We start from the raw sequence: 24823 nt of genomic DNA, 5'->3' as shown, positions 1-24823 counted from the left end.
AACCGAAGAACTTGTATAAGTAAGTAAATCTATAAGCCGAATTCTGTACTTTTTTATTTTAAAATAAATTATAAAAAGAAAAAGCCCCTATCATTTATCTGAATGTTTTGTTACCAAAACATTTTAGCTGTCTACCCTCCAACTTTCGAACGTGCCGCCCGCTCCCAATTTACATTGTGACGTTGGTTTACATGACATTGCACCACATAGAGTTTACCTGGTTTCACTACAGCATAACCTGTACATACTTTCTGTTGCACTTTTCCTGATCTCACGACCGATGGCCATTAACCATTATGTTGCACTATGGTGTTCGGACTTTCCTCCAAATGCTCGCAAAAACGGAATCTCATAAAAGAATCTTTCAATTCAAAATATAAGATGTCCAATCAAATTGAACATTCAGCGATAAGGCGAATTACTTGGTTGCAAAATTACTCTAAAGTTTTTGATTTTTCATTATTTATCCCTTACCAACTTTACAAAGTACCAAAAGACCACTTATAGGATGTTTTGTTGATAACTAATACTAAAATCCGCATTTGTAATTCCTTATTTAGAACTGAATTTTTAACTTTGTCTCTTTCAGTATTGCATCTACAACTGCACACTCGAAAATCATAAAAACAAATGGAACATTTCGTCGTATCAGCTCGTAAGTACAGGCCACAAACCTTTAAGGATGTTGTAGGACAACAGGCTATTACCAATACCTTGCTAAATGCCATTGAAAACAACCATCTTGCTCAAGCGCTATTGTTTACCGGTCCGCGTGGCGTGGGCAAAACCACATGTGCGCGTATTTTGGCCAAGATGATCAACAGTGATGGCAATGAAAAAGAAGATGAAGATTTTGCATTTAATATTTTTGAACTCGATGCCGCTTCCAACAACTCGGTGGACGATATTAGGAATTTAACCGATCAGGTTAGGATTCCACCACAAGTTGGGAAATATAAGGTTTACATCATTGATGAGGTGCACATGCTCTCACAAGCTGCTTTTAATGCCTTTTTAAAGACCTTGGAAGAGCCACCAAAACATTGTATTTTTATTTTAGCAACCACCGAAAAACACAAAATTATTCCGACAATCCTATCACGATGTCAAATTTTTGATTTTAAACGAATTACCGTAAAAGATGCTAAGGAATACTTAAAGTTCATTGCTCAAGAACAAGGTATAGAAGCCGAAGACGATGCGCTTCATATCATTGCCCAAAAAGCAGATGGTGCCATGCGCGATGCCTTATCTATTTTTGATAGAGTCGTCAGTTTTTCTGGTGATAAACTTACCCGACATGCGGTAACTGAAAACCTGAATGTTCTTGATTACGAAACTTATTTTACAAGTACAGATTTAATCTTAGGAAACAAAATTCCTGAATTATTAGTTCAGTTTAATGACACTTTATCAAAAGGTTTTGATGGCCATCACTATATTGCCGGATTAGCATCGCATTTTAGGGATTTGATGGTTTGTCAAAATGAACTCACGATAGAACTTCTTGAAGTTGGTGACGATATCAAAATAAAATACAAAGAACAAGCCAGAAAAGCACCATATGATTTTCTTCTAAAAGGGATTGAACTTGCCAACGACTGCGATCTGAAATTCAAAAGCAGTAAAAATCAACGTTTATTAGTTGAACTTACCTTAATGCAGCTTGCCTCTATCACTTTTGATGGAGAAAAAAAAAATAGCAAACATTACATAATTCCGGCATCTTACTTTAATAAAAAAGGGATTACGCCTATTCCTGTAACGCGGCCGAAAATTGAAGAAAAAAGTGCGATTGTTGCAGAGCCAGAACCAATAAAATCTAAGGCACCGAAAACGGAAACCTCTAATCCGTACCAACAGAACGTTGTTAAAATTGATTTAAATTCCGATTCTAAACGTACTTCCGGACTTTCTTTAAAAAGCATTAGGGCCAAAAGAGAGCATCTCATCAAGCAAATAGAAGTTGTTATTGATCCCAATGATTTACCAACGGAACAATTTACTCCAGAAGCTTTTTATGCAGCTTGGCAGGCATATACCGATTTATTAAATGCAAATGGAGAAAAGATAATGGCTTCCATCTTGGAAATGGATAAACCGAAATTGAAGGGCACCGAAATTCATATGACATTCCCCAACGAATCTCTAAAAATTGAATTGGAACGCGCGCAGTTTCCGTTAATGGAACATCTCAAAAAAACACTTCGAAATTTTGACTTATCTTTACATATTAACGTCAATGAGCAAGTTGCAAAACAATATGCTTTTTCGCCGCATGAAAAATATGAGAAATTAAAAGAAAAAAATCCAAATATTGAACTTTTAAGAATAACGTTTGGATTGGATATTTAATTGACATTCAATTTTTAAGACTCCAAATTATTGAATAAAATCAGCTATCACATATGAAAAACAACCTAATATTCGTTGCGTTAATTTCGATAATTTGCTTGAGCTGCAATGGTAAACCAACCAAAAAGGAAGCTTTGGAACGTGCCGTTTTTGAGTTCAACCAAAGAAATAGCAATGTTGAGATAATCGCCTATCATCCTGAAACTTATACTGAAGTTGTCACCGATACAATTATCGAAAACAAGACCAAAGTGCATATTAAAAACTATTCACTTTTAGACGAACACATTTTAGTATCGAAAACTACAGATGCAGTTTCAAAAAAAATAAATTATCAACGTGTTTTTGCATCTGAAATACATATTTCAATAGCTTCCAAAGATATTTTAAGCACCCATCTTTCAACAAAACAATTTAAGACATCAGTAGCCGATCCGTTTTGGGACCATGCAACGTTACAACACACTTGGGTCAATCAGGAATTATCAAATATAACCAACATCGTATTAGATATTTCATTTATAAATCCTAGAAACCAAGCTTATAAATTGTACCGAATGTCGGTTAATGTGGATGGACATCAAACTATCAACCTAATAGAAGAACAGAGTTAAATTATTTGAGATTTAAAACAGTAACTAGATTTTTAAACATCAAAATCAATTAAATTATTATGCTTGGACTTAAATTACCTACCGATCCGCGATGGGTCAATATTGTAGAGAAAAATATAGAAGATATTTTAACCGATCATGCGTATTGCGAACAAAAAGCTACAAGCACCGCTATTTCATTGATTGTCAGTTTTCCTGAATATACCGATTTGGTTCAGGAAATGGTCGCTTTGGTCAAGGAGGAAATCAGTCATTTTAAAATGGTACATGATAAAATTCTAGAAAAAGGTTGGGTTTTAGGACGCGATCGTAAAGATGATTACGTGGTTGAATTATTGACATTCTTTCCAAAAGGTGGCAGCAGAACTACACAGCTTGTCCACCGTTTACTTTATGCCGCTTTAATTGAAGCGCGAAGTTGTGAGCGTTTTAGATTACTTTCGGAAGAACTTCAGGATAAAGAATTGGCAGAATTTTATAGAAAGCTCATGATCAGTGAAGCCAATCATTACACCATGTTTTTAGGTTTTGCAAGACAATATGGCAATCGCGAAGAGGTTGATAAAAAATGGAATGATTTGTTAGAATTTGAAGCAGAAATCATGAAAAACTTAAGTGTAAAAGAAACGATTCATGGGTAAATAAACGTGCATCCCATTGCCTAATATGGTGTACAAAAAAAGCTCCGATAAATTTCGGAGCTTTTCTTTTTAATTATTAAGGTTTATTATAATCTGTAGCTTAAACCAAATTGCATAACACCTTGTTTGGCTTCAAGATTTACAGCATCGTCAAATACATTTGAAATTCCGTATAAATAACGGAAATCGATGCCAATTTCATCCGTAATCATATATTCTGCAAAACCCACACCTGAGAAAGCCAGGTTTTTAAATCCGTCGCTATGTTTATGTACTTTCAAACCAATCTGTGGTCCTACGCCAATCTTGAGACCTCCAAAAACATTGTAGTTCAAAATAACAGGCAAATTAAGATAATCGGTTTTAAAATATTGCAAGTTTGCACCTTCTGGTGAATACTGCAATTCTGCCATTACGGCTAAAGTTTCGGTTAGACCAAAATCAACAAAACCACCAAAAACAAAACCAAGTCGGTGAGGATTTTCTTGAATGCCATCTACATCATAATCCATATTAGAAACGTTGGCACCAATGCGCACACCGTACTTAATATCTTGAGAATAAGAGAAGGTTGTAACACTAACCAATAATAAAAGAGTAAAAAGTTTTTTCATAATTCATGATTTGAGGTTGTGAATATAATTTGAAATTAATTGTTATGACGAAATTTTAGATATGTAACAATAAAAAAGAGATTAACGGTTGGTTTACTCTAAATTTTCACTCGAAACGGTTTCAAAATATATACTTTTGACAATCCCATCCGATAATCCAATTTTAGGAACGTATATATACTTGGCATTACTCCATTTCATAGCAGAAAGATAGATTCTGGTGGCTGGGATAATTACGTCGGCCCTATCCTGATTCAAATCCAGTTGGGTAATTCGCTCCTCATAACTATAGGATTGTAACATATTATAATAAGAAGTCAGATAAAAATAGGTCAATGGTTTTCCAATGGCTCTACCCGATATCTTAAAAATTTTATTAATATTTCCTCCAGAACCCAAAAGGTTTATTTTTTCAAAATCCTTGGTATTTTGTTTAATCCATACTTGCAACTCTTGCCAAGTTTCTTTTTGAACCATATCATTCAACAATCTTACTGTACCGATCTTAAAAGATTTTGAAGCCGTTGTTTTTCCTTGATGAATCACAGAAAATTCAGTACTTCCTCCTCCAACATCCACATATAAATAAGTTTTACTTTGATCAATAAAACTATTCAAATCGGTGGCTGCAATAATGGCCGCTTCTTCTTCTCCATCTATGACATCAACTTTTATTTTAGCCTTCTTTTTTATGAGATTTACTATTTCTGCACCATTTTCAGCTTCCCTCATGGCAGAAGTTGCACACGCTTTGTAAGCTACAACTTTATGTGATTTCATGAGCAATTTGAACGCATTCATGGTGTCAATCATCCGCTGAGCATTTTCTTCAGAAATTTTCTGGTTGATAAACACATCTGCTCCCAAACGAATAGGCACACGAACCAAGGCACTTTTTTTAAAAAGAGTAGGCTTCCCTTTTTGCTCAATAATATTTGAAATAAGCAAGCGTATCGCATTAGAACCGATATCGATCGCTGCGTATTTTTTGATGTTTATCATAATCTAATTTTGAAGTTTTTTGGCATAATAGTCATAAATAGCAAATTGCGATCTGATTTTTGGTAGATCATTGCGTCTGTATTTATTTTCCTGGGTATGGGATAAAAGGCGTGCTTTAACATTGTCGTTCCAAGATATATCAAAAACATGCAAAAGTTCTTTTTTGATATCGGCATCATAAATGGGACAGGTTACTTCTACTCTATTTTCTATATTCCTCGACATCCAATCAGCAGATGAAATATAAACTTTGGGATCATCATTATTGCAAAACACCAATAAACGGGTATGTTCCAAAAACTTATCGACAATACTAATGACCTCAATATTTTCACTCATACCTTTTACACCAGGAACTAAGCAGCAAATCCCTCTAATAATCATTTGTATTTTTACACCTGCTCTGCTAGCCTCATAAAGCTTATCGATCATCATATAGCTAGAAATGCTGTTGAGCTTTATTTTTATGAATGCTGGCTTTCCATTTTTAACGTTATGAATTTCATTATCAATGAGCTTAAATATTTTAGACTTTGTATAATGAGGCGATACTATAATGTGTTTGTATCTATAAATCTTATAATTGGTTTCAAAAAAATCAAATACCTTTACGACATCCCTTAAAATTCGTTGATCGGCAGTAAACAACGTATAATCGGTATAAAGTGTTGCGGTCGATTCATTAAAGTTTCCGGTACTTATAAATCCGTAGCGTTTTATTTTATTGTTCTCTTCCCTTTCAATAACGCACATCTTACTATGCACTTTAAGCCCTTTGACACCAAATAAAAGATTGATACCATCGGTTTCCATTTGTTCGGCATAATCAATATTGGCCTGTTCATCAAAACGCGCTTGCAATTCGATGGAGACGGTTACTTTTTTTCCGTTTTTGGCAGCGTTTATCAATGAACTTGCCACGTGCGAAATTTGGGCCAAACGATAAATCGTAATTTTAATAGTTTTAACCTTTGGATCTAACGCTGCCTCCCTTAAAAACTTAACAACGTACGAAAACGTTTGGTAAGGCGTATGCAAAAGATAATCCTTTTTGGAAATATTGTTAAAAATACTGGCTTCCAAACTCAATCCTTTAACAGAAAGTGGTTTAATTTTTTCGTAAAGTAAATCGGTTCTTCCCAAACTCGGAAAATCCATATAATCCCTCCGGTTGTGATAACGCCCACCAGGAATAACACTATCTTTAGAATCTATGCCCATCATGGTCAGAAGAAACGATAACGTTTCGCCATCAATGGTTTTATCGTACACAAACCTGACCGGTTCGCCTATTTGTCGATGTTTAACACTATCGGAAATTTTCTCTATGAAACTTTTGCTCAAATCACTTTCAAAGTCCAATTCGCCATCTCGGGTAATTTTAATCATATGTGCCGATATTGATTGATAATCAAAAATGTTGAAAATATCATCTAAGCAATAGCGCAATAAATCATCTAACATGATGATATAGTGGTTATCTCCTTTTTTGGGCAGTACAACAAATCGATCCATAGTTTTAGGAATTTCGATGAGTGCAAATTGCCTGTGGTGATTTGGGAACACCATTTTTACAGCTAAATAAGCGGCATGATCCTTCAGGGTTGGAAGTTTTACCATATCACTTAAAATAATGGTAACCAATGCAGGACTTACATACTGGATAAAATAGTTTTTTATAAAATTATGATGAAGTTCGTCAATTTGGGTTTCATTAACAATATGGATGTTTTCGTCTTCTAAACATTTGTGGATGTTTGCTAAAATATCAAGACTGTCACTTTGTTGTTTTATCACAATTAGAGTGATAATTTCTAACAATTCACTAGCCGAAATACCTCCCAACTCACTTTTTCCTGTTTTACCGGCCTGGTCTATTCGTTTAACTGTAGCATATCTTACCTTAAAAAATTCATCTAAATTATTTGAAAAAATCCCCAGAAAACGCAAGCGTTCAATCAACGGTACTGTTTCGTCTTCTGCCTCTTGCAAAACCCGCTCGTTAAACTGCAACCAGCTCAACTCTCTGTTGATGTATGTGTTATTACTTATATCTGAAACCATGAAATACTACTGAATTTTACTTAACACAAATATATTCTATTTATCACTTAAAATAAAGACAACGATATTAAGATATCATGATTTGTAAGAGATAAACTGAATGATCAAAAGTGACCAAAATAGTCGTTTAAAGACTAAATTTATTTAAAATCTTTGGGGGTTAATACTATTCTTGTTTTGCCGTGACTTAAGTCTTTCCAATGATCATTATCAAAATCAATCATGGCCAAACCGGAAGTTGGCAGATTGTCGATATATACATCTCCAAAACTATTGGCCAAAGAAGTAAAAGCATGATTATGTCCAAAGATCATGATCTTATCAAAATGGTCATCTAAACTATTTATAAATCGACGTACTTGATTCCCACCGAAATCATATAATACATCTTCAACAAAAAGCTTGTTTGTTGGAAGACCCAAATTTTCCATAAAAATAGTACAGGTTGTCAAAGCTCGGTTTGCCGGACTTGAATAAACAGCATCAGGATAAAAATGATAAGTTTTAAATGCTTTCGAAACTAAATTGGCATCCGAAAAACCTCTACTGCTTAAGGAACGTTTTATATCACCGACATTTTCGTCCCAAGAAGATTTCGCATGTCTTATCAACACAATTGTTTTCATATTCTACTAAATTATCTACACTTTCAACTGCAAATTGAAAAGGACTATTTCTACCAAAAACGCATATTTAAATGATCATAAAAGAGTATTGCATCATGAATACCAAAGTTAGGATTATATGTTTAATAAGCGTAGGATAAAAGTGATGAAATTAATTTGAACTAGAATTAACCCCAAGTTAATATGTAGTTTACGGATTCTTATTATCTACTTATTTTGCCGAAAATCCTAACATTATCATCCTTTTAACGAATATATATGTGATTTAACATTTTTATTTGATTTGAATCCCTAATCCCTCTTTATTTGTTCCAAGCTTATAATTATATGACCCCAAATCAAAATAATTTCTTAATCCATACTGCATTAATTGATTTTAGTGCCTTCCCTCAAGTAAGTTCCAAGTTAAATTATTTTTTTTCATCATCCGTTAAGTTAGCTGATGTATTAAGATTTTAAACTCCAATTTTATCGTTATGAAAATAATCTTTACTCCTATGCTACTAAAATTAAATTTAGTATTATTTTTTATGCTAGCTGTAAGTGTGGTTCCTGTTAATGGACAAACCACATCACAGCTTGCGTCCCCGTCTGTTACAGATATCAGATCAAACGCTGATAAAACTGCAATGATGAACGATGCTGTTTTAAATGAGTACAGTCTTGGTACTTTTAAAACCGTTCCTCAATCTAGACCATTGTCAACCTCTTTCAACTGTGGAAGTGGATTAGTTTACATCATCACCAATAAATCCTCTTCGAATGGAAATATTAGTGGATTGTATTCTTTTGACTTGGCTACTAAAACACAAACTTTAATTAAAGATCCGCTAATTGACAGCACAACGTCTTCACAGTTTGTTAATGGTATAGGCTATAATGTTGTGGACAATTTTATTTACGGACATCTTCAAGGTACAGATCAAATAACCAAAATAGATGCATTAGGAAACATTGAGTTTTTGACCATTACCGGTGATTTCTCTATTGGAGATTATAGTTCTGGTGATGTTGACCACAATGGCATTCTATATATTTATGGAAAAGGCCGATTTGTTGCCATTAATCTAAATCCTTCTGCACCAGACTTCATGGAAGCCAAGACGTTATTGGTATATTCTGCAACATTTCATGATTTGACATTTAACTCCGTTGATGGCAATATCTATATGGTAACCAGTGATAGCACTCGTACACTTTTACGATTCAATGTTAATTCAAATACCATATCTACACTTGGAAATGTAAATGGATTAGAAGGGGAATCTACCGATTCTTTCGGAACTGCATTCATGGATGGCGCAGGAAACATGTATATTTCTAATAATGCTTCTGGTAATATTTATAAAATAGCAACACCGCACAATGGTGGGCTTGATGCAACACCATTTAACACCTTATTTGGTACTCCTGGTGATGGTGCACGTTGTCCTAATGAGTCAGTTCCACCAAATGCTTTTGATGACCAAGCTTGTGGAATTATTGGTGAAAATATCATCATAGACTTAATTAAAAACGATGGATCTGGAAGTTATCCGATCGAATTGTCATCAGTTAAACTAATCGATCCTATTACAAATAATAAAGTAACCACGGTTACTGTTGCTGGGCAAGGTACCTTTACAGTTGATAATAAAGGCATAATGACCTTCACCCCTCTAGACACTTTTACTGATGCTTCCATTACATATACTATGGAAGATCAGGTTGGAATTGTATCAAATGAAGCTTCAATAAGTGTATCACTTAATACTACAATAGCACCTACTGGTACAAGTGTTCAAGAATTTTGTTCTTCGAACGAACCAACAATTGCCAATTTAAAAGCCACAGGAAGTTCAATCAAATGGTATGCAAGTGAAGATAGTACAACACCACTTCGTCTTTCGCTTCCACTTGAGGAAAAGACCTATTATGCTACACAAACTTCAGAAGCGGGTTGTGAAAGCCTTGAGCGTTTTGCTGTAACCGTAAATATGTCACAAAGCATTTCTTTAATAGATTCTGGTATTGCAACATGTAGTAGCAATAAATCAGACTATGTGCTTGAAGTTAAATTAAACGGAACACAACCATTCAATGTTAATGGTCCAGGTGCTCCGGGAGTATTTAAAGATAACGGCGATAATACTTTTTCATGGGTATCAAATCCAATCCCTGCGTCAATAAAACACTATAGTATTGAATTTGGTGATAGCTGCAATACCATTGTCCTTAATGGAGATGCTCCATTTGACTGCTTAGAAACAGCATTTAATTGTGATGAAGGATTGGCTTTTATCCTTACCAATACTGGTAATGATCAAGATAACTATGTTACTGGATTATATACTCTTAACTTAGCGACAAATGTTCAAAATCTTGTAAAATATCCATTAATAGAAGACACCACATCACCACATCGCTTTATCAACGGTATTGGTTACAATATTTTGGATAATTACTTATACGGACTTCTTCAATATACCAACAAAATTGTTAGAATCGATACCGTAGGAGATATTGAGTATTTTGATATTACAGGATCATTTACTCCTGGTTATTATAGTTCTGGTGATATGGACGATAACGGTAACCTTTATTTATATAATGGTTCAAAAATTGTATCCATCAACTTAGTCCCTGGAAACCCTGATTATTTAGTTGCCAACGACTTGATTAACTACAGCGCATCTGTAAATGACTTAACATATAACACTTTAGATGGGAACATTTATATGGTAACCAGTACTAGTTCTCCAGAACTTTTACGTTACAACTTATCTGCAAATGTTGTTGAAAACCTAGGTACATTAATTGGATTGGAAGCTGAAACCACCACTTCTTTTGGAACCGCGTTTATGGATAGCATGGGCAACTTATTTATTGCCAACAATGCTTCTGGAAATATTTACAAAATTTCCTCTCCAGAATCTGGTGGTATTACAGCTGTATTTTATAGTGGAGCCATGGAAGGACTACAACCTGGTGATGGTGCGAGATGTCAAAATCAAATTACACTTCCTGTCGCTAATGACGATTCTGTATGTGGAATTCTTGATGCTGATACCTTAATAAATGTGCTTGCCAACGATGGTGCAGGATCTTATACTATTGATGTATCTTCAGTAACACTAATTAATCCAGTAACTTTGGAATCATCGACATCTGTAACTATCGACGGCCAAGGTACGTTCACCGCAGATGCTAACGGTATTGTAACTTTTACACCACTGGCAACTTTTACTGAAGCTTCGGTTCAGTATTTCATCAAAGATATTTTAACAAACGAATCGCAACCGGCAACAATTACCATAAAACTTAATGTTTTTGAGGTAACCTGTCCAACGTTTGCCGAATCGACTGTGGAGTGTTATGGTGATCTGCCATCTAAAACCAATTATACCATTACAGAGTTTGAAGCTCTTGGCAATGGTGACGGATTTATTGAAAGCTCTTCATGTGGTATTATTGTGATTACTGCTGCAAATAGTGCTGACAATGGTTCATGTGCACAAACAGTAACACGTACTTATACCATTACTGAATATTTAGATACCAATAGAAACGGGATTCTTGATGAAGGTGAAACTACTGTGTTGAACTCATCAGAATGTGTACAACTTATTAATGTTCAAGATACCATAGCACCGAGCTTGGTCACTGAATATGAAACCGAAATCACCATTACTTGCGATAATATTCCGGAGGTTCCAGAATTGGTTTTTGAAGATGCTTGTTCTAATAACATCCAAGTTGAATTTACTGAAACATCAACTGCGGCTAACAATACTGAAGATTATGTAATCACAAGAACTTGGACCGTATTTGATAACTGTGAAAACGAATCTGTTTACACTCAAATTATCAATGTTAACAGCTCAAATTCAGTAAAAGGCGGAAGTACAGAACTTTGTAATGATGAAAACCTTGATTTTGACTTGTTCAGCTTACTCAGCGGAAATTATAGTACTGATGGAACTTGGTCGGTTGTTACTGGAAATGTCGTATTAGATGGTAGTATTTTCAATCCATATCAAATGGCTTTAAACACCTACACCTTCAAATACAACACTGAAGACGAATATTGCCCAACCGAAACTTTGGTTAGCATTAAAATAACTGACGACTGTGTTGTAATGCCATGTGGTATAGAGGATGTAGTTATTTCAAAAGCCGTTACAACTTATGCCGATGGAAAGAATGATTTCTTTACGATTACCGGTGTTGAATCCTGTGGATTTACTTATGAAGTACAAATATTCAACCGTTGGGGAGCTTTGATCTACGAATCTAATGATTACCAAAATGACTGGAACGGAACTACATCCAAAGCGTCGGTAGGAAGTGCTAATTATGTACCAACAGGCACGTATTACTATATCGTTAACCTAAAAAATAGTGGATTGAAACCGTTTGCTGGTCCAATCTATGTTGCAACCAAATAAATTTTAACCTATGAAATTCGTAAAGTTTAATATCATCGTCTTTATACTGTTCACCAGCTGGGTGGGAGTTGCTCAGCAATTACCACAGTTTACACAGTATATGTTCAATACAGTCTCTATAAACCCAGCCTATGCTGGTAGTAGAGAGACCTTAAGTGTAGTAGGCTTGCACAGAAGCCAATGGGTTGGAATGGATGGCGCACCAACCACACAAACCTTGTCTGTACATGCACCGCTACGCAATGAAAAGATTGGTCTGGGATTCTCATTTATTAATGATGAAGTGGGCGCTCAAAATTTTCAATATGCCTATGCCGATTTCTCATACACCGTTCCAACGGGTGAAAATTCTAAATTGGCCTTTGGTCTAAAAGCGGGTTTTACCGGATTTAGTCTCGATGCTGATTTTAGGGATTATCATGCTGATGATCCTATTATTTACGGTTATGAAAACCGATGGAAACCAAATATTGGTGCCGGTGTCTATTGGCATTCAGAAAGATGGTACGTGGGTCTTTCTGCTCCAAGATTACTTAATACCGATTATAATGGTGAAGAAAACTATGAAGCTTTAGAGCGTATTAGCTACTATTTCACGGGAGGTTATGTTTTTGACTTAAGTGAATCTACCAAGTTTAAACCTTCATTTTTAGTAAAAACAACTAATGGAGCACCACTATCTTATGATTTAACAGCAAACTTCCTATTTAATGATGTATTCTGGGTTGGAGCTGGTTACCGAATCAATGAGAGAACCTCTGCTTTAGGAGGTATTGTGGACTTCCAGGTATCTAAACAACTACGTATTGGGTATGCCTATGAATATCCTTTCTCTAAACTCAATCGATACACAAATAGTTCTCATGAAATTCTTTTAATGTTCGAAATCTTTAAAAGTAAACGTATTAAATCGCCTCGATACTTCTAAAACTTATGACTATGAAAACAAAATTATTTATATTACTTTTTGCGCTTAGCAGCACGTTCATGGTTGCTCAAAAAAAGTTGGCCGATAAGTTTTTTGGAAACTTCGCCTACGTAAAAGCGACAGAACTCTATCAAGAAGCCGTAAGAAAAGGAGACAGTAGTGAGCATGTTTTAACCCGCTTGGGAGATTGCTACTACAACAACTCCAACTCAAAAGAAGCAGCCCTGTGGTATGGCAAAGCGGTCAATAAATACAATAAGATCGATCCTGAATACATTTTTAAATACATCCAAAGTTTAAGAAGTATCGGCCATTATGAAGAAGCCGACAAATGGTTGGTTAAATTTAAGGAAATTCAAAATGACGACCGTCGTGTAAAAGATTTCCATGCCAATAATGCTGATATTTACGAAGATTTAGCTTCTACAGAAAACGTTGTTGTAAAAATTGAAAACTTACCTTTCAATACAGAGTTTTCCGATTTTGGTGGGTATATGGCCAATGGTATACTTTACTTTGCTTCGGCAAGAGATATACAGTTGAAAAAAAGATACCAATGGAACGACGAACCTTTCTTGGATATTTACCAAGTAGCGGTCACAGAGAATAATAATCAAAAGGAATACTCTGAAGCCGATTTCATTAACTCATCAAAAATCAACACCGCTTATCACGAAGCATCCATTGCAATTACAAACGACGGCAACACTATGTATTTTACTCGTGATAATGTTGATAGAAGGAATAAATTAAATTATGACACCAAAGGAACGTCACATCTAAAACTCTATAAAGCTACTTTAGAAGATGGAAAATGGGGAAATATTGTTGAACTGCCGTTTAACGATAAATACTATTCAAATGGGCATCCGGCGTTAAGTCCTGACAACAAAATACTCTATTTTGTATCCGATCGTGAAGGAGGTTTTGGACAAACGGACATCTATGAAGTAGATATTCTTGAAAACGGAACCTATAGTGAGCCAAGAAATCTCGGTCCAAAAGTAAATACAGAAGGACGTGAAATGTTCCCGTTTGTTTCTAAGAACAACACACTTTACTTTTCATCTGATGGGTATTTGAACTTAGGCTTATTGGATATTTACAAGTCAAATGTTCTAAATGATACGAATGCTGTACCCCAAAACCTTGGAGCACCATACAACAGTGGTTATGATGATTTTGCATTCTATATGAATGACGGCAGTAATACTGGCTATTTCTCTTCCAACCGACCAGGTGGAAAAGGTGGCGACGACATCTATTATTTTAATGCAGAACCTTGCAAGCAGACCATTCAAGGCATCGCAAGAGATGCAAAAACCAATGAAGTCCTTGCCAGTGTTGAAGTGAAGTTGATCAATAAATCTGGTAAAATCGTTACGACCGTAATAACCTCAGAAACCGGAGCTTACACTTTTGATGCCGAGTGTGATAAGTCTTACACAATTCTAGGTAGCAAAAAGGATTACAAAGACGCTCTAAAAGAAGTGGTTACATCATCAGAAAATGGTAAAATTGTTAATGCCGATCTATACTTAACACCGTTAATCGATATGAACCAAATTGTAATTAACCCAATTTTCTTTGATTTCGACAAATGGAACATCAGAACAGATGCTGAGTATGAATTAGAGCATATTGTTGACGTTATGAGATCACATCCAAATATGGTTATCAAAATTGAATCGCATACCGATAGTAGAGGAAGTGACAATTATAATATGAAACTTTCAGACAGAAGAGCAAAATCGACAAGAGATTATATCATCTCTAGAGGAATTGCGGCAGATCGAATTGAAAGTGCTATTGGTTATGGTGAATCACAATTACTTAACAAATGTTCTAATGGTGTGAAATGTACTTCGGAAGAACACCAATTAAACAGAAGATCGTACTTCTATATCCTAAAGGATTAAAAACATCATACCACTCATAGGTATTCTAAACCTCCGATTGCTTCGCATCGGAGGTTTTTTATTGAACAGATATTTGATGGTGAAACAGAATAATACATACCATTGCCTGCTCGTAATAAAAAACAGCGGAACAAAAAAACCGCTCTCTAATGAGCGGTCCTTTTCAAAATAACTAACACTTAAAACTTAATTCCAGACTAACGTTTAATAAATATATTTGTGAAAAACCATTTACCTTCAGAATTCATTTCTGCTGAAATTTCAAAATCTGTAAAATCACCTTCAATATTAGCTCTATGCCCTGGACTATCCAACCACGCATTCACTACAGATTGTGCAGAACTGTAAGCATACGCAACATTTTCAGTTACTTTTGTTGCAGAAACATTTTCAACCAAACTTGTTTTACGCTTGTAAAAATTATCATGGCTCACCTGATTTACAGAAACCATATAATCAGTATGAGTAAAAGCTACCGACTTAATAATACTTAAATTGTTTAATGGACTTAAGTCTTCGCTGATCCTATAGCTATTGATTAATTCTAAAATCTCTAGCTCAATTTCCTTTGCTGGTGGTGCTTTTTCCAATACGGTCTGATCTAAACTTTCTTGAAAATCATCCGATGCACACGAAAACGTCAACATAGCTAGTAAAGCCACCATTGACAGGTAGGTTGTAAATTTCATAAGTAGGTATATTCGATTTGGTTTAGCTAAATTAAAAATCTACACCGAGTCGAATGTTAAATATTTGTTAAAATCGATGAAAGACATGTTATTTACCGAATTTATCTGCAAATAGTCGATGAAATGCGTATTTTAACTAATATCAAAACTTTAAGAATCTTTGTTGAAAAAACCTTATGATCATGTAGATTTACATGAACGTCAACTAATTTGAACTCAGTTATAGGTCACATAATAAAAAAAGGAAGGCACATCCGAATTGCATACCATCAAAAGAAAGCGTACTAGAGTGATTAAGCCTTTATTGATAAAACACTCGCAAACGATGCAATAAGATTATATAAACTTTTCAAAATACATAAAATCCCCAGCCTAACAATACGGCTAAAAACACCTATCAAGCAGAGATTGATACTAAAAACATTAATTTTTCAGGGCGATAAACGCTCCATAACCCAATCATATTCTGCGTTTAGAGTAAACCTGATGCGATCATGCAATCTATTTGGGCGTCCTTGCCAAAATTCTATAGAAACCGGTCGCACCAAATATCCGCCCCAATATTCTGGTCTTGATATGTCCTTACCTTCATATTTTTCTTCCAATTGTTGAAGTTCATTTTCAAGAACCGCTCTGTTCTCAACCACTTGACTTTGATGTGACACCAAAGCACCTAATTGACTACCTCTTGGTCTGGACTCAAAATAGCCATCACTCATATTTGGAGCGATTTTTTCGGCGGTGCCTTTAATGATCACTTGGCGTTCTGCTTTAGGCCAAAAAAATGAAAGACAAACTTTGGGATGAGTTTCAATTGCCCTGCCTTTTTCACTATTATAATTGGTATAGAAAATAAAACCTTCATGAGTGTATTTTTTAAGGAGCACTACCCTACTTTTTGGAAAACCGTCAGTGCCTAAAGTTGATACCGTCATCGCATTAGTTTCACCCTCTTCATAATTAGTATCGACTTCATAAAACCATTTCTGAAAAACTTCCATAGGATTGCTACTGATAGCATTTTCCAACAGCTCTTGTTTTTCATAAGATTTTCTGTAATCCCCTAAATCTGTATCCATTGCAAAATTATTAAGTACCTAAAAAAGTAAACTATATTATATTCGATTTTACATAAATTTAAGTAATTTTTTACTCAAATTAAACTTGAAAAAGAATTTAATCAAAATTAAAGATCTTCCCATCCCGAGCCAATTTCACCGGTTTAAAAATGGTTTGTGCTTCTCTTTTAAATTCGTTCAAATCATCATAACGTGTCGAATAATGACCTAAAATTAAGGTTTTAGCATTGGCCATTTTAGCTATTTGCGCTGCTTGTTTGGCTGTAGAATGTTTCGTTTGTTCTGCCAAGGAGATGTGCTTGTCTAAAAAAGTCGATTCATGATACAGAACATCAACGTTCTTTATAATTGGTATAATCGACTCATTATAAGCTGTATCACTACAAAACGCATAGCTTTTAGGTGACCTCGGCGGTAACGTCACTTTTTTATGATCGATGAGTACGCCATCTTTATTATAAACATCATGGCCTTGTTTTAATTTATTATAATAAGCCACATCTATATTTGCCTCAATTACCCATGGCATGTGCAGATGGCGTTCGCCTTGTTTTTCGCGAAACAAAAAACCATTGGTATAAATCCGATGATCTAATGGAATGGTCCAAACCTCTACTTTATCATCTTCAAAAATACATTCAGAAACCTTGGAGGTCAATTCATGAAAAAAAAGTGGATAATTGGTCCACGAATCCGCTAGTTTCATTTGTAGCGTAATCACTTCCTTTAATCCTTTTGGACAATGGATATGCAATTCGGTTTCACGTCCCAACAGTCGGAAAGTTGAAATTAATCCTACCAATCCAAAAAAATGATCGCCATGCAAATGGGAAATAAAAATATGTTTAATTCTTGAAAACTTAATTTTTTTTCGACGTAATTCCACCTGAGTTCCTTCGCCACAATCTATTAAAAAAATATGGTTGTTGATTTCTAAAACCTGTGCTGTTGGATTGGTCTCTTTCCGTGGCGTTGCACTAAAGCAACCAAGAATTGTTAATTTCATGTCATTTACTAACTAGCGATAAATCATTTGTCCATCAATGCCAATGACTCCGCAATCTATATTTAGAAACCCAGATCGCGTTCCATATCTTCCATTTCAATCACATCATAGGCTTCCTTAACTGTAGGGACAACTACAATTTCATCAGGTATTTCATCCAAATCAATTTGATTGCTTACAATAACAAATGAGTGATTAGCTTCTCGATGTCTAGTAGAAATTTCCAAAAACCCCTTCATATTTGACAATGCCACATCCTTAGAAACCAAAAGATTAATAATGACATTATCGTCTTTAAACTTCGGATAAGTAGCCTCTAGCTTTTTTACCAATTCTGGAATGGAGCATTTTTCTTGTATAACTAAAGTTATATTTCCGTCTTTTTCAAAAATCATTGGACTTGATTTAATGTTTAATCTTTGAAGCTAATAAATAAATAACTGCCATCCTAATAGCCACACCATTTTGCACTTGGTCCAAAATAATAGCTTGTTTGGAATCGGCCACATCGCTGGTAATTTCAACACCACGGTTAATTGGTCCGGGGTGCATAATAATTATGTCCTTATCCAATTGATCGAGTAAGGTTTTATTAACCCCATATTGCTGTGTATATTCTCGGGTAGATGGAAAATAGGTCATGTCCATACGTTCGTTCTGTACACGAAGCATATTGGCCACATCGCACCATTGCAATGCCTTTTTTAAATCGGTTTCTACTTTTACACCTAATTTTTCTATATATTTTGGCAACAAGGTTTTTGGTCCGCAAACCATAACATTGGCACCTTGCAATTGCAACGCAAAAATATTTGAAAGTGCCACTCTACTATGCAAAATATCACCAACAATAACCACGTTTTTTCCTTGTACTTCACCCAATCGCTCACGTATTGAAAAACTATCCAACAGTGCTTGAGTAGGATGTTCGTGTGCACCATCACCGGCATTAACGATGCTGGCTTTAACATGTTGGGACAAAAATTCGCAAGCTCCAGGATTAGGATGTCGCATCACCACCATATCAACTTTCATGGAAAGGATGTTATTAACGGTATCAATTAAAGTTTCACCTTTTTTTACAGATGATTGCGATGCTGAGAAATTAATAACATCGGCAGAAAGTCGTTTTTCAGCCAATTCAAATGAAAGTTTTGTTCGTGTCGAATTTTCAAAAAACAAATTGGCAATAGTAATATCTCTCAGCGATGGTACCTTTTTAATCGGTCGGTTTATAACTTCTTTAAAATGATCTGCGGTTTCAAAAATTAGTTGAATATCCTTCGCGTTCAGATATTTTATTCCCAATAAGTGATTGACACTTAATTCGCTCATTGTAGATATTATTTATGTGTATTAGTACTCATTCTATACTTGTCCAAGCTTCAATCCTAAAAGTATGAAGTTTGTATCTTAGGTCAGGAAACGTCTTTCAAGCTAAACTCCAATTCACTCTGGGAGCCGTCTTCATTATTGAAATGCAAATATACCATTGCTGTTCTTAAAAAATCAAATTGAAGTAAAATTGGCCGCATCACCTTAAATAATTCTTCTGCATTTCGACCATAGGCAAAAAATTGTCCCTTTGTGTCATCCATCTCCACTTGGTATCCTTCGTATCTGCCAACATCTTCAGAAATAGAAGCAAACATCAAAGTATCTACACGATTTATATCATCAAAATTCTCAAAAAAACTAAAAGAAACAATGACCACGTCTCCATTTTCTGAAATTTTCTTATCTATCTGAAATAATTCTTCACTCGTCATTACTAACTATTAACTAAGTAAACTGCATCTTCTCCACCATGTTCCACCCAATTTACTTTTACTTTTTCTTCATTAATGGCATCTACCTGTCGGCCTTTATAATTGGGCTGAATTGGCAAATGACGACTAAACCGTCTATCAATTAAGGTCAATAGTTCGATTTCATTAGGCCTTCCAAAAGATTGAATTGCCGTTAATGCCGCACGAATACTCCGACCGGTATAAAGCACATCATCGATAAATACAATGTTTTTATCTTCAACTATAAAATTGATTTCTGTAGAATTTGCTTCCAATGGTTTTTCTCCACGTCGGAAATCATCTCTAAAAAAAGTGATGTCCAAATGTCCCAACTGGATGTGTTTAATATGGTAATCTTCCTTTAGGATTTGGGTTAACCTATTGGCCAAATATTTACCACGTGGCTGAATACCAATAAGAACCGTGTTAGAAAAGTCGTTGTGTTTTTCAATCAGTTGACAAGCCAATCGATGAAGAATGATATTTACCTCTTTTGCGTTAAGTAGAACTTTTTGGCCCATAATTTTCCAAACGTATTTGGCTTACAAATTTAGGATAAATATTCTACTATGCAATGTATTTGCTTGTGTTTAGTTCAAGAGATATTTTGGTGTAAACCGTAACAAAACAAAAAAGCCTTCAACATTAATATTGAAGGCTTTTGGATATTTAGAACTTTAAATTCTTAGGATTCCTGGCTGTACTTCGACAAGCTCAGTAACCACTCAGGAATTTGTAATTTAGATTTTTCCGTCCATTTTATCTTTAAGTGCTTGCAAAGCATCATTGGCATCACCAAGTGTTGGTTTTGCTTCTGCTGCAGTAGCTTCTGCTTTAGCAACAGCTGCTTTTACGTTAGCAATTTCCTCTTCTTTAAAGATAGCAGTATGAGAAGCAACAACACGTTTGAACTCTTTATTGAACTCAATAATTTTAAATTCGGCAGTGTCACCTTTTTTCAATTTTTTACCATCTTCCATTTCTAAATGACGTGCAGGAACAAAAGCAACGATATCTTCGTTAAACTCTACAGTAGCACCTTTGTCAACCAATTCAGAAATTTCTGCTGTATGGGTAGTTCCTAGAGCAAATTCGCTTTCGTATTTATCCCAAGGATTTTCGGTTGTTTGTTTGTGACCTAAACTTAATTTACGTCCTTCAACATCCAACTCCAATACAACAACTTCTAATTTGTCGCCTACATTACAGAACTCACTTGGATGTTTGATTTTCTTGGTCCAAGAAAGATCAGAAATATAAATCAATCCGTCAATTCCTTCTTCCAATTCAACAAACACACCAAAGTTTGTGAAGTTACGTACAATACCTGTGTGTCTTGAACCAACTGGATATTTGTTTGTAATGTCAGTCCATGGATCTGGAGTCAATTGCTTAATACCTAATGACATTTTACGGTCTTCTCTGTCAAGAGTTAAAATAACCGCTTCAATCTCATCACCAACGTTTACAAAGTCTTGAGCAGAACGCAAGTGTGTTGACCATGACATTTCACTTACGTGAACCAATCCTTCAACGCCTTCTTCTACTTCAATAAATGCACCGTAATCAGCAATAACAACTACTTTTCCTTTTACTTTGTCTCCAACTTTTACGTCGTCGCCCAAAGCTTCCCAAGGATGTTTGCTCAATTGTTTCAAACCTAATTGGATTCTTGATTTGTCTTCGTCAAAATCAAGGATAACCACGTTAAGTTTTTGATCCAATTCAACAATTTCATTTGGATGGTTGATACGTGACCAAGAAAGATCTGTAATATGAACCAATCCATCTACACCACCTAGATCAATAAAGACACCGTAAGAAGTAATATTTTTAACAATACCTTCCAATACTTGTCCTTTTTCTAACTGGCCAATGATTTCTTTTTTCTGTTCTTCAATATCAGCTTCGATAAGCGCTTTATGAGAAACAACAATGTTTTTGAATTCGTGGTTGATTTTTACAACTTTAAATTCCATGGTTTTATTAACGTACTGATCGTAATCTCTAATCGGTTTTACGTCAATTTGAGAACCTGGCAAGAAGGCTTCAATACCAAATACGTCAACGATCATACCGCCTTTAGTTCTGCATTTTACAAAACCATTGACGATTTCGCCAGTGTCATGGGCGTTGTTTACTCTATCCCAAGCCTTGATTACTCTAGCTTTACGGTGAGATAATACCAACTGGCCATTAGCGTCTTCACGTACATCAATTAATACTTCTACTTTATCACCAACTTGCAAATTTGGGTTGTAACGGAACTCATTAAGAGAAATTACACCTTCAGATTTGGCGTTGATATCAATAATAGCATCACGATCAGTAATATGGACTACCACACCTTCAACAACCTCGTCGTCAAGAGTGTCCACAAAATTTTCTGATACTAATTTTTCAAATTCCTGAAGTTTTTTGTCATCAACTTGCTCAATTCCCTCTTCGTAATTGTGCCAGTTAAATTCTGCTAGGAATTTTTCAGGGTTTGCTTGTGCTTCCGATACTTTTGGAGCATTGTTTACTGCAGCTTCAGTAGAGACTACTTCTGCTTGATTTGTTTCTTTTTCAGACATGTGCTGAATACTAATTTGTATTCTGGGTGTTTTTAGGAAGTGTTATGCAGCTAACACACAGAAGTGTTATATAAATTATGTTTCATTCCTTTTATCTTCCAAAGGTGCCGCCAAAAGGAGTGCAAAACTACAATATATTTTTCTTATTCACAAGAAATACAAGCAACTAAATTCATGGGCATTAACTTTTTCCATTTCGTTTAAAATTAAAATTGATAGCGTTATCGATTTGATCGGGAATTTGGTATCTTCATACTCATAATTAATTTAAAAACTCAATATCATGGTAAAATCTAAGTATCAAAGCGTATTAGACCTCGGACAACAGTTGAACATTGAAAATGGCGATGTTAAAGAAGAAAACGGTATTTTAAAAATTAAGGGAACCGCCAAAAATCAATACGAAAAAAATATTTTATGGGATAAGATCAAGGCTATCGGCGGTGAAAACCCTTCAGATATCCAGGCCGATATCAGAGTGGCTGACACCTCGGTTTATGCTAGGCATACCGTAAAGTCCGGTGAAACGCTTGGCAAAATTGCAAAACATTATTATGGCGATGCCTCTAAATATCAAAAGATTTTTACGGCAAACTCAGATATCTTGAAAAACCCGGATGTGATCCATCCTAATCAAGAATTGATCATCCCAAATATTTAATCCTATCATAACTTAAGTAGTTGCCGTATTTTATCCTTTTAAAAGAATAAAATCAATTGGAAAACAAGCGAACAGCTGTTTTTTTGATACGACACTATTGGTTACAAATTACTTATAATAAATAAAACGATCCCTGAGGTCGTTTTTTTTATTGGTCACAGCTTTTTTTGTTACAATCATTGTAGTGAATCGTTCGAGTTATTATCCAACTGTATTTGTAGTTCGAAAAATATCCCCTAAAAAACTTCAGAATTGTTATCGGTCAACAATGTTTACAATTGCACTTTTTTGGATTCGTCATCCTTGTTGTTTTTCAGAAAAATAGGTTTGGAATATCAGGAGGCAATTCAAAAGAATAATTTTTTACACTAGGCAAAAATTTAATAACTTTAAAGACACATTCTTTAAAACGATCTCATTATAACTACTTATAATTTTCAGCAGCTTCTGTTTGTTTTTTCATTTCTTATTATGGTAATTGACGGAACTATTTATCAAAATGAAATTAAATTCAATAAACAAATCTATACACAAATTGAAATGGAAGAAAAAATCCCCTATCAAACAATGGTCAATATGATGATCACTAATTTAAAAGAAAACCCTACCCACCTCACTAAAGAATTTCTTTCTTCCTTAGATGAAATAATTTTTACCGATGAAGAAAAAACCAAATTTTTAAAAACCGCATACAGCATGGCGTATTCTGATGATCAAATGACCTCTTCCGAAAGGGTATTTCTACTTCTATTGAAGAATAATCTCAAAATTACCGACAGCGATTTTTTTACTGAATTTCCTAATTATCCCATCGGGGACCAGGTGGAATCGGGTGATTCAGCGTTTATAAATAATTTTTTTAACTCTTTGGATTTCAATCAATTAAAATCTATCGATTAAATTTATCAACACTGAATCAACTTAATAATTTAAAACACAAAAAAGCCTGTTTTATTCAGAAAATCACACGGTTTCCATGGATGATTTTTCTTTGATAAGTGAAAATTACATTGGTCTAAAAACTTTGGGTCTGCGCGCCTTTGCCAGAACAAGTCGTACTCATTGATGATTAATCGCATTTTGAGCCAAATTATAAAGTTTTTCAAACTGCTCCTCTAAGTTAAGGTTCGAGTTATCAATCTCAATGGCATCGTCGGCCTTTATCAATGGTGAATCTTCTCTTGTAGAATCAATCAAATCACGAGACTCTACATTACTTAAAACATCTTCATAACTTACCTTTTCATTGCGTTCAAGGAGTTCTTTATAACGGCGTTTGGCTCTCGTTTCTGCGGAAGCGGTCATAAACAACTTCAATTCGGCATCAGGAAAAACGACCGTTCCAATATCGCGGCCATCCATAACCACGCCTTTCTCCTGCCCCATTTGCTGTTGTTGCCGGACCAACATTTTTCTGACTTCAGAGATTTCCGCCACCTTGCTCACCCATTGCGATACTTCCAGCGTGCGGACTTCTTTTTCAACATTTATCCCATTCAAGTACACTTCGGCAAAGCCTAAGCGGTCATTATATTTAAAGCATATTTTAACCTCATTTAATTCTGAAATCAACTTTTCAACATTAAAAGAATCATTAGAAATGATGTCGTTTTGCATGGCATAATAAGTCACCGCCCTGTACATGGCACCAGAATCGACATACACGTAACCCAAAGCTTTGGCCAACTGTTTGGCAACCGTACTTTTTCCGGTGGATGAAAAGCCATCAATGGCAATTGTAATCTTTTTCATATTATTTTTCGTCACAACGAAATATTATTTAATTCATCTTAAATCTATTTGCAGTCCAAAAAAACTAGTATTGGATGCAC

Annotated in this window: 21 protein-coding genes and 1 other RNA gene; 8 read left to right on the top strand and 14 right to left on the bottom strand. The window is 35.0% G+C overall.

The genetic code is table 11. From position 1 onward, the window contains the following. Positions 1-16 precede the first annotated feature (16 nt). Positions 17-371, bottom strand: an RNA gene (gene rnpB / locus VNJ50_RS06730) — RNase P RNA component class A. A 259-nt stretch (positions 372-630) separates the two neighbouring features. Here rnpB and dnaX point away from each other — a divergent pair. From dnaX to VNJ50_RS06715, 3 genes are read left to right on the top strand one after another with little or no spacing between them, the layout of a single operon-like run. After that, positions 631-2355 (top strand): DNA polymerase III subunit gamma/tau, encoded by a 1725-nt coding sequence (gene dnaX / locus VNJ50_RS06725; protein WP_325580249.1) that lies wholly within the window; start codon positions 631-633, stop codon positions 2353-2355. Between the two features lie 53 nt (positions 2356-2408). After that, a complete protein-coding gene (locus VNJ50_RS06720) occupies positions 2409-2969 on the top strand; it encodes a hypothetical protein (RefSeq protein WP_325580248.1) in 561 nt (186 codons plus the stop codon). Between the two features lie 59 nt (positions 2970-3028). Continuing rightward, a complete protein-coding gene (locus VNJ50_RS06715; RefSeq protein ID WP_325580246.1) occupies positions 3029-3610 on the top strand; it encodes a tRNA-(ms[2]io[6]A)-hydroxylase in 582 nt (193 codons plus the stop codon). A gap of 86 nt (positions 3611-3696) precedes the next feature. Here VNJ50_RS06715 and VNJ50_RS06710 read toward each other — a convergent pair whose 3' ends face one another. The 4 genes from VNJ50_RS06710 to VNJ50_RS06695 all read right to left on the bottom strand — a co-directional run bounded on the left by VNJ50_RS06710 (position 3697) and on the right by VNJ50_RS06695 (position 7916). Beyond that, on the bottom strand, positions 3697-4224 hold the full coding sequence (locus VNJ50_RS06710) for an outer membrane beta-barrel protein (RefSeq protein ID WP_325580244.1): 528 nt from the start codon (positions 4222-4224) through the stop codon (positions 3697-3699). A gap of 93 nt (positions 4225-4317) precedes the next feature. Next, positions 4318-5226 carry a Ppx/GppA phosphatase family protein gene (locus VNJ50_RS06705; protein WP_325580242.1) on the bottom strand — a complete coding sequence of 303 codons (909 nt, stop codon included), beginning with the start codon at positions 5224-5226 and terminating at the stop codon, positions 4318-4320. Between the two features lie 3 nt (positions 5227-5229). Beyond that, on the bottom strand, positions 5230-7290 hold the full coding sequence (ppk1, locus tag VNJ50_RS06700; RefSeq protein WP_325580240.1) for a polyphosphate kinase 1: 2061 nt from the start codon (positions 7288-7290) through the stop codon (positions 5230-5232). Between the two features lie 140 nt (positions 7291-7430). Then, positions 7431-7916 (bottom strand): phosphoglycerate mutase family protein, encoded by a 486-nt coding sequence (locus VNJ50_RS06695; RefSeq protein ID WP_325580238.1) that lies wholly within the window; start codon positions 7914-7916, stop codon positions 7431-7433. Between the two features lie 476 nt (positions 7917-8392). On the opposite strand from VNJ50_RS06695, the gene VNJ50_RS06690 reads away from it, so the two are divergent. Genes VNJ50_RS06690 through VNJ50_RS06680 form a run of 3 tightly spaced genes read left to right on the top strand, consistent with a single transcriptional unit; the run spans position 8393 to position 15190 of the window. Then, a complete protein-coding gene (locus VNJ50_RS06690; RefSeq protein ID WP_325580236.1) occupies positions 8393-12343 on the top strand; it encodes a DUF6923 family protein in 3951 nt (1316 codons plus the stop codon). 10 nt (positions 12344-12353) lie between these two features. Next, on the top strand, positions 12354-13271 hold the full coding sequence (locus tag VNJ50_RS06685) for a type IX secretion system membrane protein PorP/SprF (protein ID WP_325580234.1): 918 nt from the start codon (positions 12354-12356) through the stop codon (positions 13269-13271). Positions 13272-13282: 11 nt separating this feature from the next. Next, complete coding sequence (locus VNJ50_RS06680; RefSeq protein WP_325580231.1) at positions 13283-15190, top strand: OmpA family protein; 1908 nt, start codon at positions 13283-13285, stop codon at positions 15188-15190. A 197-nt stretch (positions 15191-15387) separates the two neighbouring features. Here VNJ50_RS06680 and VNJ50_RS06675 read toward each other — a convergent pair whose 3' ends face one another. The 8 genes from VNJ50_RS06675 to rpsA all read right to left on the bottom strand — a co-directional run bounded on the left by VNJ50_RS06675 (position 15388) and on the right by rpsA (position 22330). Continuing rightward, entirely contained in the window at positions 15388-15879 is a 492-nt protein-coding gene (locus VNJ50_RS06675) for a CAP domain-containing protein (protein WP_325580229.1), read from the bottom strand. A gap of 431 nt (positions 15880-16310) precedes the next feature. Further along, positions 16311-16958 carry a pyridoxamine 5'-phosphate oxidase gene (pdxH, locus tag VNJ50_RS06670; protein WP_325580227.1) on the bottom strand — a complete coding sequence of 216 codons (648 nt, stop codon included), beginning with the start codon at positions 16956-16958 and terminating at the stop codon, positions 16311-16313. Between the two features lie 97 nt (positions 16959-17055). Continuing rightward, positions 17056-17964: a ribonuclease Z gene (locus VNJ50_RS06665; protein ID WP_325580225.1), complete on the bottom strand. Its 909-nt coding sequence runs from the start codon at positions 17962-17964 to the stop codon at positions 17056-17058. A gap of 62 nt (positions 17965-18026) precedes the next feature. Then, positions 18027-18359 (bottom strand): ribonuclease Z, encoded by a 333-nt coding sequence (locus VNJ50_RS06660; protein WP_325580223.1) that lies wholly within the window; start codon positions 18357-18359, stop codon positions 18027-18029. 10 nt (positions 18360-18369) lie between these two features. Beyond that, positions 18370-19299 (bottom strand): aspartate carbamoyltransferase catalytic subunit, encoded by a 930-nt coding sequence (locus VNJ50_RS06655; RefSeq protein ID WP_325580221.1) that lies wholly within the window; start codon positions 19297-19299, stop codon positions 18370-18372. Between the two features lie 83 nt (positions 19300-19382). Further along, entirely contained in the window at positions 19383-19733 is a 351-nt protein-coding gene (locus VNJ50_RS06650) for a hypothetical protein (protein WP_325580219.1), read from the bottom strand. A gap of 2 nt (positions 19734-19735) precedes the next feature. Then, the gene (gene pyrR, locus VNJ50_RS06645) at positions 19736-20275 is read right to left on the bottom strand and encodes a bifunctional pyr operon transcriptional regulator/uracil phosphoribosyltransferase PyrR (RefSeq protein WP_325580217.1); all 540 of its coding nucleotides are present in this window, start codon (positions 20273-20275) and stop codon (positions 19736-19738) included. Positions 20276-20494: 219 nt separating this feature from the next. Beyond that, complete coding sequence (gene rpsA, locus VNJ50_RS06640; RefSeq protein ID WP_325580214.1) at positions 20495-22330, bottom strand: 30S ribosomal protein S1; 1836 nt, start codon at positions 22328-22330, stop codon at positions 20495-20497. A 283-nt stretch (positions 22331-22613) separates the two neighbouring features. Here rpsA and VNJ50_RS06635 point away from each other — a divergent pair, with 283 nt between their 5' ends. Then, positions 22614-22991: a LysM peptidoglycan-binding domain-containing protein gene (locus tag VNJ50_RS06635; protein WP_325580212.1), complete on the top strand. Its 378-nt coding sequence runs from the start codon at positions 22614-22616 to the stop codon at positions 22989-22991. A gap of 471 nt (positions 22992-23462) precedes the next feature. After that, the gene (locus VNJ50_RS06630; RefSeq protein ID WP_325580211.1) at positions 23463-23891 is read left to right on the top strand and encodes a hypothetical protein; all 429 of its coding nucleotides are present in this window, start codon (positions 23463-23465) and stop codon (positions 23889-23891) included. Between the two features lie 159 nt (positions 23892-24050). Here the strand turns inward: VNJ50_RS06630 and cmk are convergent, their stop codons facing one another. Next, complete coding sequence (gene cmk, locus VNJ50_RS06625) at positions 24051-24743, bottom strand: (d)CMP kinase (RefSeq protein WP_325580209.1); 693 nt, start codon at positions 24741-24743, stop codon at positions 24051-24053. Positions 24744-24823 lie beyond the last annotated feature (80 nt).

Source organism: Gelidibacter sp., assembly GCF_035577925.1.
Classification (GTDB): Bacteria; Bacteroidota; Bacteroidia; order Flavobacteriales; family Flavobacteriaceae; genus Gelidibacter.
This window is presented reverse-complemented; position numbering and strand designations above follow the sequence as displayed.

Coding starts and splice junctions, on each gene's coding strand:
- dnaX (WP_325580249.1), top strand. CDS start 631: ATGGAACATTTCGTCGTATCAGCTCGTAAGTACAGGCCACAAACCTTT.
- VNJ50_RS06720 (WP_325580248.1), top strand. CDS start 2,409: ATGAAAAACAACCTAATATTCGTTGCGTTAATTTCGATAATTTGCTTG.
- VNJ50_RS06715 (WP_325580246.1), top strand. CDS start 3,029: ATGCTTGGACTTAAATTACCTACCGATCCGCGATGGGTCAATATTGTA.
- VNJ50_RS06710 (WP_325580244.1), bottom strand. CDS start 4,224: ATGAAAAAACTTTTTACTCTTTTATTATTGGTTAGTGTTACAACCTTC.
- VNJ50_RS06705 (WP_325580242.1), bottom strand. CDS start 5,226: ATGATAAACATCAAAAAATACGCAGCGATCGATATCGGTTCTAATGCG.
- ppk1 (WP_325580240.1), bottom strand. CDS start 7,290: ATGGTTTCAGATATAAGTAATAACACATACATCAACAGAGAGTTGAGC.
- VNJ50_RS06695 (WP_325580238.1), bottom strand. CDS start 7,916: ATGAAAACAATTGTGTTGATAAGACATGCGAAATCTTCTTGGGACGAA.
- VNJ50_RS06690 (WP_325580236.1), top strand. CDS start 8,393: ATGAAAATAATCTTTACTCCTATGCTACTAAAATTAAATTTAGTATTA.
- VNJ50_RS06685 (WP_325580234.1), top strand. CDS start 12,354: ATGAAATTCGTAAAGTTTAATATCATCGTCTTTATACTGTTCACCAGC.
- VNJ50_RS06680 (WP_325580231.1), top strand. CDS start 13,283: ATGAAAACAAAATTATTTATATTACTTTTTGCGCTTAGCAGCACGTTC.
- VNJ50_RS06675 (WP_325580229.1), bottom strand. CDS start 15,879: ATGAAATTTACAACCTACCTGTCAATGGTGGCTTTACTAGCTATGTTG.
- pdxH (WP_325580227.1), bottom strand. CDS start 16,958: ATGGATACAGATTTAGGGGATTACAGAAAATCTTATGAAAAACAAGAG.
- VNJ50_RS06665 (WP_325580225.1), bottom strand. CDS start 17,964: ATGAAATTAACAATTCTTGGTTGCTTTAGTGCAACGCCACGGAAAGAG.
- VNJ50_RS06660 (WP_325580223.1), bottom strand. CDS start 18,359: ATGATTTTTGAAAAAGACGGAAATATAACTTTAGTTATACAAGAAAAA.
- VNJ50_RS06655 (WP_325580221.1), bottom strand. CDS start 19,299: ATGAGCGAATTAAGTGTCAATCACTTATTGGGAATAAAATATCTGAAC.
- VNJ50_RS06650 (WP_325580219.1), bottom strand. CDS start 19,733: ATGACGAGTGAAGAATTATTTCAGATAGATAAGAAAATTTCAGAAAAT.
- pyrR (WP_325580217.1), bottom strand. CDS start 20,275: ATGGGCCAAAAAGTTCTACTTAACGCAAAAGAGGTAAATATCATTCTT.
- rpsA (WP_325580214.1), bottom strand. CDS start 22,330: ATGTCTGAAAAAGAAACAAATCAAGCAGAAGTAGTCTCTACTGAAGCT.
- VNJ50_RS06635 (WP_325580212.1), top strand. CDS start 22,614: ATGGTAAAATCTAAGTATCAAAGCGTATTAGACCTCGGACAACAGTTG.
- VNJ50_RS06630 (WP_325580211.1), top strand. CDS start 23,463: ATGGTAATTGACGGAACTATTTATCAAAATGAAATTAAATTCAATAAA.
- cmk (WP_325580209.1), bottom strand. CDS start 24,743: ATGAAAAAGATTACAATTGCCATTGATGGCTTTTCATCCACCGGAAAA.